The organism is Synechococcus sp. PCC 7336 (assembly GCF_000332275.1).
Classification (GTDB): domain Bacteria; phylum Cyanobacteriota; class Cyanobacteriia; order Thermostichales; family PCC-7336; genus PCC-7336.
Map to the genome: position 1 here is coordinate 199,534 of NZ_CM001776.1, position 13,822 is coordinate 213,355.

General features: G+C 55.0%; 15 protein-coding genes. 11 read left to right on the forward strand and 4 right to left on the reverse strand.

The annotated features are described in order from the left end of the window. Window positions 1-22 precede the first annotated feature (22 nt). Window positions 23-910, forward strand: coding sequence for a metal ABC transporter permease (locus SYN7336_RS01000; RefSeq protein WP_017324047.1), 888 nt, complete (start codon window positions 23-25; stop codon window positions 908-910). A 55-nt stretch (window positions 911-965) separates the two neighbouring features. Here the strand turns inward: SYN7336_RS01000 and SYN7336_RS28495 are convergent, their stop codons facing one another. Further along, entirely contained in the window at window positions 966-1,151 is a 186-nt protein-coding gene (locus SYN7336_RS28495; protein ID WP_071590717.1) for a transposase, read from the reverse strand. A 66-nt stretch (window positions 1,152-1,217) separates the two neighbouring features. On the opposite strand from SYN7336_RS28495, the gene SYN7336_RS30320 reads away from it, so the two are divergent. After that, on the forward strand, window positions 1,218-1,448 hold the full coding sequence (locus SYN7336_RS30320; protein ID WP_156819964.1) for a hypothetical protein: 231 nt from the start codon (window positions 1,218-1,220) through the stop codon (window positions 1,446-1,448). Further along, entirely contained in the window at window positions 1,429-3,369 is a 1,941-nt protein-coding gene (locus SYN7336_RS01010; protein WP_017324049.1) for a DICT sensory domain-containing protein, read from the forward strand. The genes SYN7336_RS30320 and SYN7336_RS01010 overlap by 20 nt, the downstream gene beginning before the upstream one ends. A gap of 26 nt (window positions 3,370-3,395) precedes the next feature. Here the strand turns inward: SYN7336_RS01010 and SYN7336_RS01015 are convergent, their stop codons facing one another. Then, on the reverse strand, window positions 3,396-4,181 hold the full coding sequence (locus tag SYN7336_RS01015) for an ABC transporter permease (protein WP_017324050.1): 786 nt from the start codon (window positions 4,179-4,181) through the stop codon (window positions 3,396-3,398). A gap of 103 nt (window positions 4,182-4,284) precedes the next feature. Between SYN7336_RS01015 and purS the strand changes: the two genes are divergently transcribed. The 4 genes from purS (at window position 4,285) to nadB (ending at window position 8,173) form a co-directional block, all read left to right on the forward strand. After that, window positions 4,285-4,551 (forward strand): phosphoribosylformylglycinamidine synthase subunit PurS, encoded by a 267-nt coding sequence (gene purS / locus SYN7336_RS01020; RefSeq protein ID WP_017324051.1) that lies wholly within the window; start codon window positions 4,285-4,287, stop codon window positions 4,549-4,551. Window positions 4,552-4,603: 52 nt separating this feature from the next. After that, window positions 4,604-5,329 carry a phosphoribosylformylglycinamidine synthase subunit PurQ gene (gene purQ, locus SYN7336_RS01025; RefSeq protein ID WP_017324052.1) on the forward strand — a complete coding sequence of 242 codons (726 nt, stop codon included), beginning with the start codon at window positions 4,604-4,606 and terminating at the stop codon, window positions 5,327-5,329. Between the two features lie 60 nt (window positions 5,330-5,389). Next, a complete protein-coding gene (gene ispE, locus SYN7336_RS01030; protein WP_017324053.1) occupies window positions 5,390-6,298 on the forward strand; it encodes a 4-(cytidine 5'-diphospho)-2-C-methyl-D-erythritol kinase in 909 nt (302 codons plus the stop codon). Window positions 6,299-6,406: 108 nt separating this feature from the next. Further along, complete coding sequence (nadB, locus tag SYN7336_RS23860; RefSeq protein WP_227498575.1) at window positions 6,407-8,173, forward strand: L-aspartate oxidase; 1,767 nt, start codon at window positions 6,407-6,409, stop codon at window positions 8,171-8,173. Between the two features lie 372 nt (window positions 8,174-8,545). On the opposite strand, the gene SYN7336_RS01045 is transcribed toward nadB, so the two are convergent. Further along, on the reverse strand, window positions 8,546-8,785 hold the full coding sequence (locus SYN7336_RS01045; RefSeq protein WP_227498576.1) for a hypothetical protein: 240 nt from the start codon (window positions 8,783-8,785) through the stop codon (window positions 8,546-8,548). A 577-nt stretch (window positions 8,786-9,362) separates the two neighbouring features. On the opposite strand from SYN7336_RS01045, the gene SYN7336_RS23865 reads away from it, so the two are divergent. The 3 genes from SYN7336_RS23865 (at window position 9,363) to thrS (ending at window position 12,798) form a co-directional block, all read left to right on the forward strand. After that, window positions 9,363-10,148, forward strand: coding sequence for a pentapeptide repeat-containing protein (locus SYN7336_RS23865; RefSeq protein WP_017324057.1), 786 nt, complete (start codon window positions 9,363-9,365; stop codon window positions 10,146-10,148). A 148-nt stretch (window positions 10,149-10,296) separates the two neighbouring features. Beyond that, window positions 10,297-10,857 carry a thermonuclease family protein gene (locus SYN7336_RS23870; protein WP_017324058.1) on the forward strand — a complete coding sequence of 187 codons (561 nt, stop codon included), beginning with the start codon at window positions 10,297-10,299 and terminating at the stop codon, window positions 10,855-10,857. A gap of 129 nt (window positions 10,858-10,986) precedes the next feature. Then, complete coding sequence (gene thrS / locus SYN7336_RS01060; protein WP_017324059.1) at window positions 10,987-12,798, forward strand: threonine--tRNA ligase; 1,812 nt, start codon at window positions 10,987-10,989, stop codon at window positions 12,796-12,798. Window positions 12,799-12,978: 180 nt separating this feature from the next. Here the strand turns inward: thrS and SYN7336_RS01065 are convergent, their stop codons facing one another. Next, a complete protein-coding gene (locus tag SYN7336_RS01065; RefSeq protein ID WP_026100586.1) occupies window positions 12,979-13,218 on the reverse strand; it encodes a DUF4282 domain-containing protein in 240 nt (79 codons plus the stop codon). Between the two features lie 318 nt (window positions 13,219-13,536). On the opposite strand from SYN7336_RS01065, the gene SYN7336_RS32095 reads away from it, so the two are divergent. Then, the gene (locus SYN7336_RS32095; protein ID WP_017324061.1) at window positions 13,537-13,710 is read left to right on the forward strand and encodes a hypothetical protein; all 174 of its coding nucleotides are present in this window, start codon (window positions 13,537-13,539) and stop codon (window positions 13,708-13,710) included. Window positions 13,711-13,822: the final 112 nt, after the last annotated feature.

The following is a 13,822-nucleotide window of genomic DNA, read 5'->3' on the forward strand; positions in this document are numbered from 1 at the left end:
TTTCGCAAACCCAAATCTCACCATGTCCTGGCTTCTCGACCCGCTCCAATTCGAATTCATGCGCACGGCGATCTCCATTGGCGTATTGCTCGGCATTCTCTGCTCGGTGGTGGGCAGCTTCATGCTGGTGCGGCAGATGGGGATGTTGGGGGATGCGATTTCCCATTCGGTGTTAGCGGGATTGCCCGTCGCATACGTGCTGGGGCTGCCCCTGTCTGTCGGGGCTGTGGTAGCGGGGGTGCTGAGTGCATTGATGCTGGCTTGGATTGAGTCGCAGTCGAAACTCAAGATCGATACGGTCATGGCCTTGGTGCTCTCCTCGTTTTTGGCCATTGGGGTGACGTTGGTGTCGGTGTTGCCGGGGGCCGATCGGATCGATTTGATTCACATTCTGTTTGGCAATATTTTGGGGGTGAATCGTTCGGAACTCATTCTCACTGCGGCGATCGCCATCAGCATCCCGATTGTGACTGTTTTGTTTTATAAAGAGCTGCTCCTCTACAGCCTCGACCCCATCGGAGCCCAAGCCGCAGGTCTGCCCGTGCAGTGGTACTACGCCGGTACCATCACTGCCATTACTCTCACGGTGGTCGCCAGCCTGCAAACCGTCGGCATCCTGCTCGTGATCGCCATGCTAGTCGGCCCCGCCATGACGGCTTACCTGCTCGTCAAAGAACTGCACGAAATGATGCTTGGCGGCGCCATTGTGGGGGCGATCGCCAGCGTTGCAGGCATGTACGCCAGCTACTATCTCGACATTCCCTCGGGGGCGGCGATCGTCTTGGTTGTTTTCAGCCTCTTCTTCCTTGCTTTTTTGTTCAGCCCCAGCCAAGGACTCCTCACCCAACCCGGCAGTCGCCAGCGTGCCCTCAAACTCTTACAAGGTCTGGCAATCTGGACGAACCGCTAACCTGCAGGATTGCCTCTCATCGATTCAATCAGTTAAACAGGCTCATCGGTTCTGACTATGCTATTTTTGACTCAAGGTACCAACAAAGCAGAGCTCTAGTTTTGAAGTTTTCAAAGTTTCTAAAGCCATCGCCCAATCTTTTAATCAGTTTAAGCTTGTTGTTGATTCCTTCAACTATACCGCTGCTTGTTTTCTGGTCAGAGTAACCACAGATCTCTCCACAAACTCTATCCAATGCCAAGCCGTCTCGACATCGCTACAGGCGATCGCCAATTCAGAGCGACTTAGAGAACTTCTAGATGCCACATTGGTAGATGCCACATTGGAAGCAACCCACCTAGTAGATTTCCAGCAAAACCTCGGAAACGATCGTCAAGTGCATTCTCATACTGGATCGTTGGGGTTGGGGGCGATCGCCAAATCGCTGTCCCCAATGCAACTGAGAAATGTCAGAATACAAAAGGCGTTTCTGAAGTATTGCAAACGCTGCTGCGCACCATCGATCGAGGTTGCAGATATTGCCTGCCAAACGATCTAAGTCCCAATCTCGGCCCCCTCGAACTTCGCTACTGGCCGATTTGCTAGAGGCGCAGCCTCAAGTTCGACCGCAAGTGTACTTCAAGTCATCCCTCGTTGCCCTCAGCCATGCCCTTGAGGATCTGGTGCTGTCAGAACAGGGGGATGCCCTCGTATTGGCCAGCTTTCAGCAAGAACGGTATTACCGCCAAGAAGCCTCCCGCTACGATCGCATTAGTGCCATTGCCCGTCAGGTCTACGTTCTCGCCGTTCCAGATACCCAATTTCATGCCAAAGAGGTGCCCTACGAGCGCGTCGCCCTCGATCGCGACGATCCGCTGACCAACGAGTGGCATGTCGTAATTGTCGATCGCAGTTTCGCCACCTGCTTGGTCTGTGTCGAGAAACCGATCGAGTCAGCGATGGACGCAGTGCGCCAGTTTGAAGGGTTTTGGACCTTCGATCGCGAAATTGCGATCGAGGCTGCCCAACTGCTACTCGCTAAAGTGGAGGTGTATCGCCCCGACCTCTCCGAGAGCATCGCTGCCACTCAAGCGGAGTTGCGCGGGCTCAAATCCGGCCTGTCAGCCGCAGATCGCCACCCCCAAGATCCATTCTCGCAACGTCTGATGATGTATCTGCAGGCGGGGCAATACAAACTGCAGCGGGCTTATAAAGCCATTCAGAAAAAGGAGCAGCGGGAGCGATTGCTCAATCGCATCGTCACCGCCATCCGCCGATCGCTCGAAGTGAAGGACATTTTTAATGTTGCCGTGCAGGAATTGGGACAGGGGTTGGGTAGCTGCCGCTGTCTGCTATATCGCTGCTCTGAAGAGCGGGATGAAGTGGAGATCGAAAGCGAATTTACCCAACCCGGCATTTCCGCACTCCTGGGTCACCTGTGGCCTGTCAGGAACAATCCCCTGCTCTCAAACGCGCTTCAACAGGGAGAAGCGGTCCAGTCGGAGGCGCGATCGGAGCGACTGCCACCACGCCTGAGGGATCTGTGGAAAACCTGGCAGATTCGGGAGTGGCTGGCGGTCCCCGTGCTCTATCAAGGGCGCTTGTTGGGGGCGATCGAGCTGCATCGGTGCGAGGATGGCAATCGAGGAGGCCCTTCGCAATCGGCTTGGCCCGAGACTGAAGTGGAGCTGGTCAAAGCGGTGGCCGTCCAAATTGGCGTTGCTCTGATTCAAGCAGAAGCCTATGAAAACCTGAATGACCTCAACCAGCAGTTGGAGGAACTCGATCGGGCCAAGAGCGATCTGATTGCTGTTACCGGGCACGAATTGCGCACTCCTCTATCCACGATTCAGGTGTGTTTGGAATCCCTTGCCAGTGAACCGGAGATGGAGCCCGAAATCCGGCAGGTGATGCTCGATACTGCCATCCAAGATGCCGAGCGCTTGCGCAGGCTGGTGCAAGACTTTCTCACCCTATCTCGCCTAGAGAGCGGTCGGGTGGAATGGCACATCGAGCTGCTCCCCCCACAAGAATGTATCGATCTCGCCCTCAGCAGCATTGCTCGCCTCGAAAACTCCCCTCAGATTCAATTGAACGTGCCCGACGAGCTGCCCCTCGTTGTGGCCGATGGCGAATGGCTGGTGGAAGTATTGCGACAACTGCTGGAAAATGCCTGCAAATTTACGCCCAGTGACGGTCGCATTGAGGTTTCTGCCTCGCTGGCAGGCGATCGCGTGCAATTTACAGTGGCGGATACGGGCAGGGGCATCGAAGGCGATCGCCTGCAACAAATTTTTGAGCGGCTCTATCAAGCGGAGCGATCGCTCCGCCGGACAGTCGGGGGGGTGGGGGTAGGGCTGGCCATTAGCCGCCAAATTGTCGAGTCAATGGGGGGTCGTATTTGGGCGGAGTCCGACGGAGCCGATCGCGGCAGCCGCTTTCATTTCACCATCCCGATCTCTAGCAATTCGGCTGGCTAGCTGGAGGGGAGATCGCTAAACCGCCACTAGAACTGACGGCGGGAGAAAACGAGAACGGCGATCGCCAGTAGCGCAGTGGCATAGCAAACGCTGTAAAGGGCCGAGAACCCCAATTCGGCAGGAGAGGGAAGCTGGGCGTAGATGGCGTCGTTTTTGAGGTTGAGCCGAGTCAGATCGGGCAGGATTAAAAATAAACCCTGGAGCAGTCGGCGCATCCCGATACTCTCTATATTCTGGGCAAACTGCAGCAGCGTGTGGCTGAGATGGCCCATCACATAAAGAGCCAGCGTCAGCAGCGTGGCTAAGAGTGAAGAGGTGATGACCCCAAACATAATCGCAGCCCCAGCCATCACCAAGAGCTCTAGAAAGACGAATGCGACGGCCAGCGCCAGAGACCCAAATGGGACATCTCCACCCAAGACAGTGGCGCTCCCCAAATAAATCGGCAGCATGACGGCCAGTAATGCAGAGATCGTCACAGCTAAACCAATATGCTTGCCGACGATTAACTCGCCTCGGTTAATTGGCTTGGCCACGAGCAGATACACGGTCTTTTTCTCGACCTCTTTGTTCATCAGACCGGCGCCAATAAAGACAGCCACGACCAGTCCGATGATGTTAATTCCGGCTAAACCGAGGTTGAGTACGACTGGCACGTGAGCCCCGTTGGCAATTTCGGGAATGAGCGTCACAGCGCCAGCCATGATGGCGGCGAACAGCAGGATGAGATAGAGAACCTTGTCTCGAACAGTCTCTCGAAACACATTGTGGGCGATCGCCCAGACCCGGGTTCCACTTAAGACAGCGCTCATGATGGCAGTTGTTGTCTCCTGATAGTGTTGGATAGGGGACAGCCAGTAAAGTCTGCGTCCCGCAATAAAGCTTTAAAGTAGTAATGACAGTTTTCCCACTTTTATGGAATTTTCAGCTCGTATTGTCGTCAGCCTGCGTCCGTCCGTCCTCGATCCTGCCGGAACTGCGGTGCAGCATAGCTTGCACCAACTGGGATACGACTCTGTCAGCGGGGTGCGGATTGGCAAATACATTACGCTCGATCTCGCCGCCGCCGATGAAACTGCCGCGCGGGAGCAGTTAGCGGTGATGTGCGATCGCCTACTGGCCAATCCCGTCATCGAAAATTACGACATCGAACTCACCCCTGTTGCCGCCCCCATTGCTTGAAGTCTCTCGGGCGCAAGTGAGGTCTTTGCAAGATTAGAGGAGATCGCTAGCGATGGGTCAGTGTAAGTTCGGCATTATTGTGTTTCCCGGTTCCAATTGCGATCGCGATGTGGCCACGGTGACGCGCGGCCTGTTGGGCTGTCCCACCCGATTGATTTGGCACCAAGATACAGATCTGAGCGATATCGATGTGGTGGTGTTGCCGGGGGGGTTTAGCTACGGCGACTATTTGCGCTGTGGAGCGATCGCGCATTTTTCGCCCGCGATGCAGGCGGTCAAGGCGCATGCCGAGCGCGGTGGCTTCGTGCTGGGCATTTGCAATGGCTGGCAAATTTTGCTCGAATCCGGGCTGTTGCCGGGGGCGTTGATTCGCAATCGCGATCTGCAGTTTATTTGCGAACGGGTGGGGTTGCGATTGGAACGCAGCGATTCGATTTGGACTCGACAGTACGCACCGGGTCAACAGGTGACGCTGCCCATTGCCCACGGCGAAGGCAGCTATTACTGCGACGACGAGACCTTGAAATCGCTGGAAGCAAACAACCAAATTGTCTGGCGCTATTGCGATCGCGGCAATGGCGTTGACAACCCAAATGGGTCGGTGGGGGCGATCGCCGGCATCTGCAATCGGGCGGGAAATGTATTGGGCATGATGCCCCATCCCGAGCGAGCGGTCGAGTCGATCCTCAATCGCGGCGAACCCGGCCAGTGTGACGGGCTGCCACTGTGGCAGAGCATTGTGGCGGCTGTAGATGCGGCTAAGTTAGCCGCCGCGTGAAGGAATTGCAGGAGGCGCGACAACTTTCGGTAGAGTGGGTTCTGGAGTTGTGGTGCTGCCATGCAATCCTGCGTTCTCAATGCCCCCGGCAAGATTAATCTCTACCTCGAAATCACAGGCGATCGCCCCGATGGCTATCACCGTGTGGTGATGGTGCTGCAGAGTGTAGAACTGAGCGATCGCGTTCGTCTCACACTGAAGGGAAATGAGATTCGCTTGCGCTGCGAGCATCCCGACGTGCCGCATAACGAGAGCAACTTAGCCTATCAGGCGGCAGCGCTGTTGCAAGAGCGGACGGGACAAGAGGGAGGCGTCGAGATTGCGATCGAAAAGCAGATTCCGGTGGGGGCGGGGATGGCAGGGGGATCGACTGACGCTGCCGCCGTGCTTGTCGGGCTCAATCAACTGTGGAATTTGGGATTGACGCTGCAGGAACTGCAAGCTTTGGGGTCAGAGTTGGGCTCCGATATCCCCTTTTGCGTCCACGGGGGCACCATGCTGGCGATCGGTCGGGGGGAAAAACTCTCGCCACTGCCAGACTTACAGCCTATTGCCGCGCTCTTGGGCAAGCATCGCGACCTCTCAGTCTCGACGGCTTGGGCCTATACCCACTACAAGACTGCCGCAAAACGCGATCGCGGTCCCATTAGTGCCATGCTGTCGGCGATCGCCCATCAAGACGCTGCCGAGATCGGTCGCTATCTCTATAACGATTTAGAGTCTGTGGTGTTGCCCTACTACCCGCAGGTGGCGCAGTTGAAGGCAACGCTTCAGCAAGCGGGTGGATTTGGAGCCACAATGTCCGGCTCGGGGCCAACGGTGTTTGCCCTCTTGCCCTCGATCGAGCTAGCCAAAGCCCTCCAGGCTAACTTGGCTGCAGCTCATCCCGAGATTGCATTTTGGGTGACCCAGACCAGTCCAGCGGGGATTTCGATGGTAGAAAACACGCCGGTCTCTCCACCTGCCTAGCGGAGCGAGGGCAATATTCGAGCGAGATCCGGCTAAACCACCGATTTCAGCTAAACCACTAACAAGGCTCGCTACAATGAGACACATTCGTTTGAGAGGATGTGGCCATTGCCTCCAACTAACGCGGGCGAGATCGCACTGTCGCTAGACTTTGCCGGAACGTGGGATGTGGCGATTGTCGGTAGCGGGGCAGCAGGGCTGTATGCTGCTTTGAGTTTTCCCTCCGATTGGCGCGTCCTCCTCCTCACCAAAGAAACTCTGCCCACCTCCTCTAGCAGTTGGGCTCAAGGGGGGATTGCGGCGGTCACCGAACCGGACGATTCCCCTCAACTGCATGCTGCCGATACCCTGCGAGCTGGCGTCGGCTTGTGCGAGCCCGCCGCTGTCGAGGTGTTAGTGCGAGAGGCAAGCGATCGCATTGAAGAATTATTGCGCTGGGGCGTGGAGTTCGATCGGGCTCGACAGCAGGGGACGCCCCCCCCCAACCTGGGCAAATTCCCCTATCGCTTGGCAGTCACTTTAGAAGCGGCCCATTCCCGCCGCAGGGTGCTGCACGTTGCCGATGCCACGGGTAAAGCGTTGGTGCAGCGGCTGCTGGCTCGCGTGCTAGACGCTGAAAATATTACGGTTTGGGAGCGATCGCAAGCGATCGATCTGTGGATGGCAGACGGTCGGTGTTGCGGGTTCTACGGTTTGCAGTGGGACGAATCAAAGCAGCACCCTCGCGCCTATTGCGTCCGAGCGGGAGCCACCGTGCTGGCCACCGGAGGCGCGGGCCAACTGTACACCCATACCACCAATCCCCCGTCTAGCACTGGCGACGGTCAGGCGATCGCCTGGAGAGCGGGAGCGGCACTGCGGGATCTCGAATTCGTGCAATTTCACCCAACAGCCTTGATGGCTCCCGGCGCGCCGCGCTTTCTGATTAGCGAAGCGGTGCGGGGGGAAGGGGCGTATGCGATCGATGCTCGAGGGGAGCGGTTTTTGTTTCACTACCATCCCGATGGGGAGTTAGCCCCGCGAGATGTGGTCAGTCGCGCCATTTTTCGCCACCTACAGCAGCGATCGCCCGACGAACCCGATTGGGTGTGGCTGGATATGCGCCATCTCGATCCGAAAACCATCCGCCATCGCTTCCCCACCATTGCGACTGTATGCCGGAGCTACGGCATTGATGTCTATACTCAACCGGTGCCTGTGGCTCCCGCTGCCCACTATTGGATGGGAGGCGTTGAAACGGACTTGTGGGGACGCACCACGATCGATCGGCTTTATGCCGTGGGAGAAGTTGCCAGCACGGGGGTACACGGTGCCAATCGTCTGGCTAGCAATTCTTTGCTCGAATGTTTGGTCTTTGCCCATCGCCTGGCCGCAGCCATTGTGGCCGCCGACTGTCGGGCAGCAAACCTAGCCCCTCTGCCCCTGCCGAATATGCCGCTCATTCCGCTAGATCTGGCCGACCCCGATGGCAGGACGCGATCGCTGGCAACCCTCATGTGGGATGCAGCTGGCATTTGTCGCCATGCCAAATGCTTGCAGTCTGCCCTAGCAGAATTGCAGCAATGGTCCAGTCAAACCGCTAGTTCCCTGCTCCTATCGGCAGACACAGTTCTGCAACCCCTAGCCAACATCCGTCTCTACCGCAGTTTAGAGTTGCGCAACTTAATGGCGATCGCTCGACTCGTGCTCGCCAGTGCAGCGTTTCGTCGAGAAAGTCGCGGCGGCCACTATCGGGATGATTTCCCCCGCACCGACGATCTCCAGTGGCAGGTCCATACTCGCGCGATCGGCAGCGAGCCTGCCGCAGCTCCCCTAGCAACAGCTACTCCCAGCAGCCAGACTTCTCCTTCTTCCACCCTTTCGCCCAAGCCCTAATTGGGATTGAAAAAGCACCCCGCAGTGTAGGGGTGCTTTAAATAATATGGAGCTTGTTCGATTCCCGGGGCTCAACCCTCTGCCATAGGGCTGGCGGGCCCTAGTCCTAGAAGCTCAACCAAAAGATTAGCCCGTTCTTTATTGGCATCAGAGAGAACGGCAGACCGAATCACTTCTGCTTCGGTAGAGGTCAGCCCATCTGCCATCAATGCCTGTTTAACAACCGGTTTGATTGACTTAAAATCCATGCTAGAGATAGCCTCATTTGACTACCGCCTCAGTATGGCCCAGAGCCCTCAAAATGGCCGTATCTTTGAATACCGATCGCGCGAAAGAGCTATGGTTCAATGGCACCATTTGCTCGTTTGGAGATTATTCTGTGGCTAGGCTGGGCAGCCAATTGCGAAACTCGTCTTTGCGGAAGACGCGAGGCCGCGATCGCGGCCCAAACCGAATCAGGCTGGGCAATCCGTATTTGCCGATATGGGATTGAAGCCAGTTGGTAATCCGAGTTTTGCCATCTGTCGGCATTTCAGATTGAAAGTGACTGTACATCAGCAGGAGCTGGTTGCTCGACTGCAAAGGCGCATTAGCTTCGATTAGCTTTGGCAAAACAGTGGCAGGGGTACGAGACGGGGTTCTTTTTGAATCTCTAGAATTTCGGTAAATTTTCCGACTGCGAGGCATAAGTTAAAGTCCTAAGGATTGAGTTTACAGTAACTAGGTCTTCCAGGTGGAGCGTACGAGCACCCGCAGCGAGAGTGAATGTGGGGTGCGGGACAGCAGACCGAGCGTCAAGTGTATGTTGGTTAGAGCGTATGTTGGTTAGAGCGTCGGAGATAAACAAAATAGGCACGAACAATTGCTGTGCGGGGATTCGTTCGGACAATACAGATAGCTGGCCTATTGCCTATTGCTATCGAGCTATATCGCCAGGAGAAAAGCAGCTAGTCGCTCTTTACTGCAACTGCAGGCTGATTCAGAGATAGCTTTGACAAAACCTGGCAGGACACTAAACTCAAACATACCCTTGTGTGACCTGGGTTACCCACATTATGCAGCCCAATGGCCAATTCTGCCACTGGCCGAGATTGATTGACAGAATTTCCCCAAGGAAGCCCTCTTTCTTGATAGCTTCGAAATAGGACGCGACTGGGAAGATTGCAATACATCATCAAGGAGATTGGCTGTGGCCGATGCCCGACTGATAGCCTTCCTCAAACAAAGCATGGCTGATTCCAATGGGGCCGGCCCATACACTCGAAGCAATCGCCGCATCAGGGGGAGAGCTCTCTCATCGCTGGACTTGCAGGGGGCTGATTTGCAGGGGGCTGATTTGCGGGGGACCAATTTGCGGGGGGCCAATTTGACAGGGGCAAATCTCAGCAGCGCTCGGGCGATCGGTGCCGATTTGCGGGGAGCCTGTTTGTTGGAGGCCGATCTGGCCCTCACTCAGCTAGAAGAGGCACGCTTGGAGGGAAGTCTGCTGGCTGGGGTCAATGCGGTGGGGGCGAATTTTAGCCGCGCGCAGCTTCGCAATGTCGATTTGAGCGATGCCAATGGGATTGGGGCCAGTTTTCGGCAGGCAGATTTGCGAGATGCCGATTTGAGTGGAACCGTGCTGCAGCGGGCCGATCTGAGCGATGCGATTTTGATTGCAGCGGTGCTTTGCCAGACAGATTTGAGTCGGGCCAATTTGTTCGAGGCAGAACTGATTGCTGCCGACCTCCACAGCGCTCAACTCTGTCGGACCAATTTGACTGGCGCTCACCTATTGAATGCCTGTCTGTTTCGTGCCAATCTCGCTCAGGCGGATTTGTTCGGGGCTGATTTGCGCGGTGCCGACTTGCGACGAGCGAATTTGCAGGGCGCAAATTTGGAAAATGCCTGTTTGCAAGATACAAAACTCAGGCCGTCCGATCGCCGACAGATCGTTGTCTCGGTTCCCCAAGAGAATTTCTTCCCCGAAGAATAGTATTCGAGCTGCAGTCTTCGAGTCTTTGTGTGGGAACACTCATCTCGACATTTGTCGGCAAGCGCACAGATTGCGGATACAGCTATCGCATTTGAGATAAGATACGATGACAGCATTTGATAAGATTTCAAGTTTAAAGGATAGAGCAATGCTGAAACAGTGTGTTTTAGCTAGCATCGCAGTAGGATTTTTACACCCTGCGATCGCTCGCGCTTACGGCGAACCTAGAATTGTCCCCGACCATTCGTTTTATTTCAGTAACGACAACTTAGACCGCCATCCTCAGGCAACCGTAGTGAAGGTGTTGAGTGGCACCACTGTCTTAGTTCAAGTGGAGGGGGAACTAGAACTGCGGGAGATTCAGTTGGCAGGGTTGGAAAATTTGGCCGCATTAGCCCCCAGTATCGAGCAGGAGGCGATCGGCAGAATTGAAGGGGCTCTTCTGCACCGGATCGTTCGGCTCGAAGGCGATACCTTCCAACGTACCCCCGAGGGAACGGGAGCGGTTCAAGCCTATGTTTGGCTGAATGGGCTGCAAATGAATGAAGAATTAGTGCGTGCCGGTCTCGCAGTGGTCGACCGGACCAACCACAACATCAAGCACGACAACTTTTTGCGGGGAGTACAGAGCGAAGCGAGAGCAGACCAGATCGGGATTTGGTCCCCGAATGCAGAGTTGGCCACCGAAGCCCAGATTTGGGAGGAATAGGCTGCGGCATTTCTCCCGAACGCAGTTCTTGCAAGTGGCGTCTGTACCAATGGCGATCGCCCCCCTGTGCGAGCAGTTGAAGGACTAAGATGGAGTGCGGACACCCATCGATTTGAAGAAATAGTAGCCATGTCGGATTCAGCAGAAGAAAGCAGACCCATCCCGCTGCCGCGCACCAGTGAATCGGAAGACCTGCACCGCATCCGACACACCACTTCCCACGTGTTGGCAATGGCCGTTCAGCGGTTGTTTCCCAAGGCTCAAGTTACCATCGGTCCTCCCACGGACTACGGTTTCTACTACGACTTCGACGTTCCCACCCCCTTCGAGACCGCCGATCTGAAGAAAATCAAAAAGGAGATGGTGGCGATTCTCAAGCAAGGTCTGCCCGTCACCCGCGAAGAAGTTCCCCGCGAAGAAGCCAAACGCCGCATCGAAGACCTCGGCGAACCCTATAAACTGGAAATCCTGGCCGACATCCCGGAAGGGGAGGCCATCAGCATTTACCACCTCGGCGATCGATGGTGGGATTTGTGTGCCGGACCCCATGTAGAAACCACCAAGGACATCAACCCCAAATCTTTCGATCTCCTCTCTGTGGCTGGAGCCTACTGGCGCGGCGACGAAACCAAAGCCCAACTGCAGCGCATTTACGGCACCGCTTGGGAAACCCCCGAGCAGCTTCGGGCTTATAAAGCGCGTTTAGAAGAAGCCAAAAAACGCGATCATCGCAAACTGGGTAAAGAGCTCGGCCTATTTCTGTTCGCCGATGAAGTGGGTCCCGGCTTGCCGCTGTGGACCCCGAAAGGGACGATTCTGCGTTCCATCCTGGAGGACTATCTCAAACAAGAGCAGATCGAGCGGGGTTATTTGCCCGTCACGACTCCCCACATTGCCCGCGTCGATCTGTTCAAAACCTCCGGTCACTGGCAGAACTATAAGGACGACATGTTCCCTCTGATGGCGGAAGACGACGAGGCACGCCAACAGGAATTGGGGTTTGTCATGAAACCCATGAACTGTCCCTTCCACATTCAGATCTACAAAAACGAACTGCGCTCTTACCGCGATTTGCCCATGCGTCTGGCGGAGTTCGGTACAGTCTATCGCTACGAGCAGTCGGGCGAATTGGGGGGGCTCACGCGGGTGCGGGGCTTTACGGTGGATGATTCCCACCTATTTGTTACTCCCGAGCAGCTCGATGAAGAGTTCATCAAAGTGGTGGATCTGATCCTCAGTGTGTTCGATAAACTGGGACTGAAAGATTTCAGCGCCCGTCTCAGCTTCCGCGATCCCGATTCCGATAAATATTTGGGCTCTGACGAAGCTTGGGAAAAAGCGCAGGGGGCCATTCGTCGGGCCGTGCAAAAACTGGAGATGCCCTATTTCGAGGCAGAAGGGGAAGCTGCATTTTACGGTCCCAAGCTCGACTTTATTTTTAGGGACGTGCTCGATCGCGAGTGGCAGCTCGGGACCGTGCAAGTGGATTATCAACTGCCCGAGCGTTTCGACCTGGAATACATGGCCGAAGATGGCCTGCGCAAGCGTCCCGTTATGATTCACCGAGCGCCGTTTGGTTCGCTAGAACGACTGGTTGGGATTTTGATCGAGCAATATGCTGGCGATTTTCCATTTTGGTTAGCTCCCGAACAAGCCCGCATTTTGCCGATTTCAGACCAATTCTTGGCCTATGCCGAGTCCGTTCGCCAGACGTTAGCGAGTTCGAGAATTCGCGTTGCTGTGGATGCAGCCTCCGATCGCCTCGGCAAAAAGATTCGCAATGCCGAAAAGGCCAAAATCCCTTACATGTTAGTGGTGGGGGCTGACGAGCAAGAAAGCCAAACCGTGGCGGTGCGATCGCGCAAGGGAGGGGATATCGGCTCGGTTCAGCTCGACAATCTAGTAGAAAAACTTCGGCAACTCTCTGATAGCTCTCAGTGATGCCGCTCCCTTTCCGCTCTAAGACTGCCTACCCAAAACTGGTTGAAAGTCTTACTGTGATTAGATCGATACTAGATAGTCTTCCGCCGGGATGGGAGCGGGCTTTGACGAGATCGATATCCGCACTCGCGTCCCGCCCGTCTACCCCTAAAAACAAGTGCTGGCGAATGCGATCGTCTTTTAACTGGTTTTGTGATTGATTTCCCGCAATTGATCGTAAATTTTAAAAGCCAGCAAAACCAGTTCGCAATAAACTCTCACCAGAATCGGACCGAAGAGTATTAGCCCCAATCCAGGAACTGGTCGGCCATTAACAATAGCAGCCAAGCCTCCAATAACAACAAAAATAAGAGAAAGCCAAAAAATAATTTCGACAATAATTGGCGTGATAAACACTCGAAATCTTAAAAAGTCACTCACTCTAACCTCCCTAGGTCCAGCTGGGTTCTTTGATATGTTTAAGAATCAATCCAAATTCTATAGGAACGATACACAGACTTGGATGGATAGGTGACAAATAGATAGATTTCCTGATATTTCCTTATAGAAAAAACCATAAATTTATATTCTGGGACTGCTTTTAGCCCGGTATTGTTTCTCTTGGATGGTAACCGCTCACCTTCCCCCCTTCAATGCTGCTTCCCAGATTAAGGCAGTCGCCATAAATCTCAGCGATTCTTGAACAGTGTATAGCCTGTTTATGGCTCATACTTTGCCTATCAGACAACGGCTAGCCAGATGGCTCGACTGAGCAAAGCAGACCTGGAACAAATGGGAGAAGATTATTTTCGTTCTCTCGACCCAGAGCGTTTAGTGGAAGTGGCCGAGAACCTGCACGGGTTAGCTGTCGAGCAGTTAGAAAAGCTTGAGCAAACCTCTCAAACGAGCAGGTTGATACGTGTCCTCCAATAGGGATTGGCCGATTGTGGGCCAATGCTTTCGGGCGTAGGCGGGGGAAGTCCTCTAAGCTCATCCCGTCACTGCCGGGTGCGCCTTGGTTGGACTTCACACGCTGCCATGCCTG

Bases quoted from the DNA above. Each gene is read 5' to 3' on its own strand.
- ispE (WP_017324053.1), top strand. From the start codon at position 5,390: ATGCAATCCTGCGTTCTCAATGCCCCCGGCAAGATTAATCTCTACCTC.
- SYN7336_RS23870 (WP_017324058.1), top strand. From the start codon at position 10,297: ATGCTGAAACAGTGTGTTTTAGCTAGCATCGCAGTAGGATTTTTACAC.
- purQ (WP_017324052.1), top strand. From the start codon at position 4,604: ATGGGTCAGTGTAAGTTCGGCATTATTGTGTTTCCCGGTTCCAATTGC.
- thrS (WP_017324059.1), top strand. From the start codon at position 10,987: ATGTCGGATTCAGCAGAAGAAAGCAGACCCATCCCGCTGCCGCGCACC.
- SYN7336_RS32095 (WP_017324061.1), top strand. From the start codon at position 13,537: ATGGCTCGACTGAGCAAAGCAGACCTGGAACAAATGGGAGAAGATTAT.
- purS (WP_017324051.1), top strand. From the start codon at position 4,285: ATGGAATTTTCAGCTCGTATTGTCGTCAGCCTGCGTCCGTCCGTCCTC.
- SYN7336_RS01000 (WP_017324047.1), top strand. From the start codon at position 23: ATGTCCTGGCTTCTCGACCCGCTCCAATTCGAATTCATGCGCACGGCG.
- SYN7336_RS01015 (WP_017324050.1), bottom strand. From the start codon at position 4,181: ATGAGCGCTGTCTTAAGTGGAACCCGGGTCTGGGCGATCGCCCACAAT.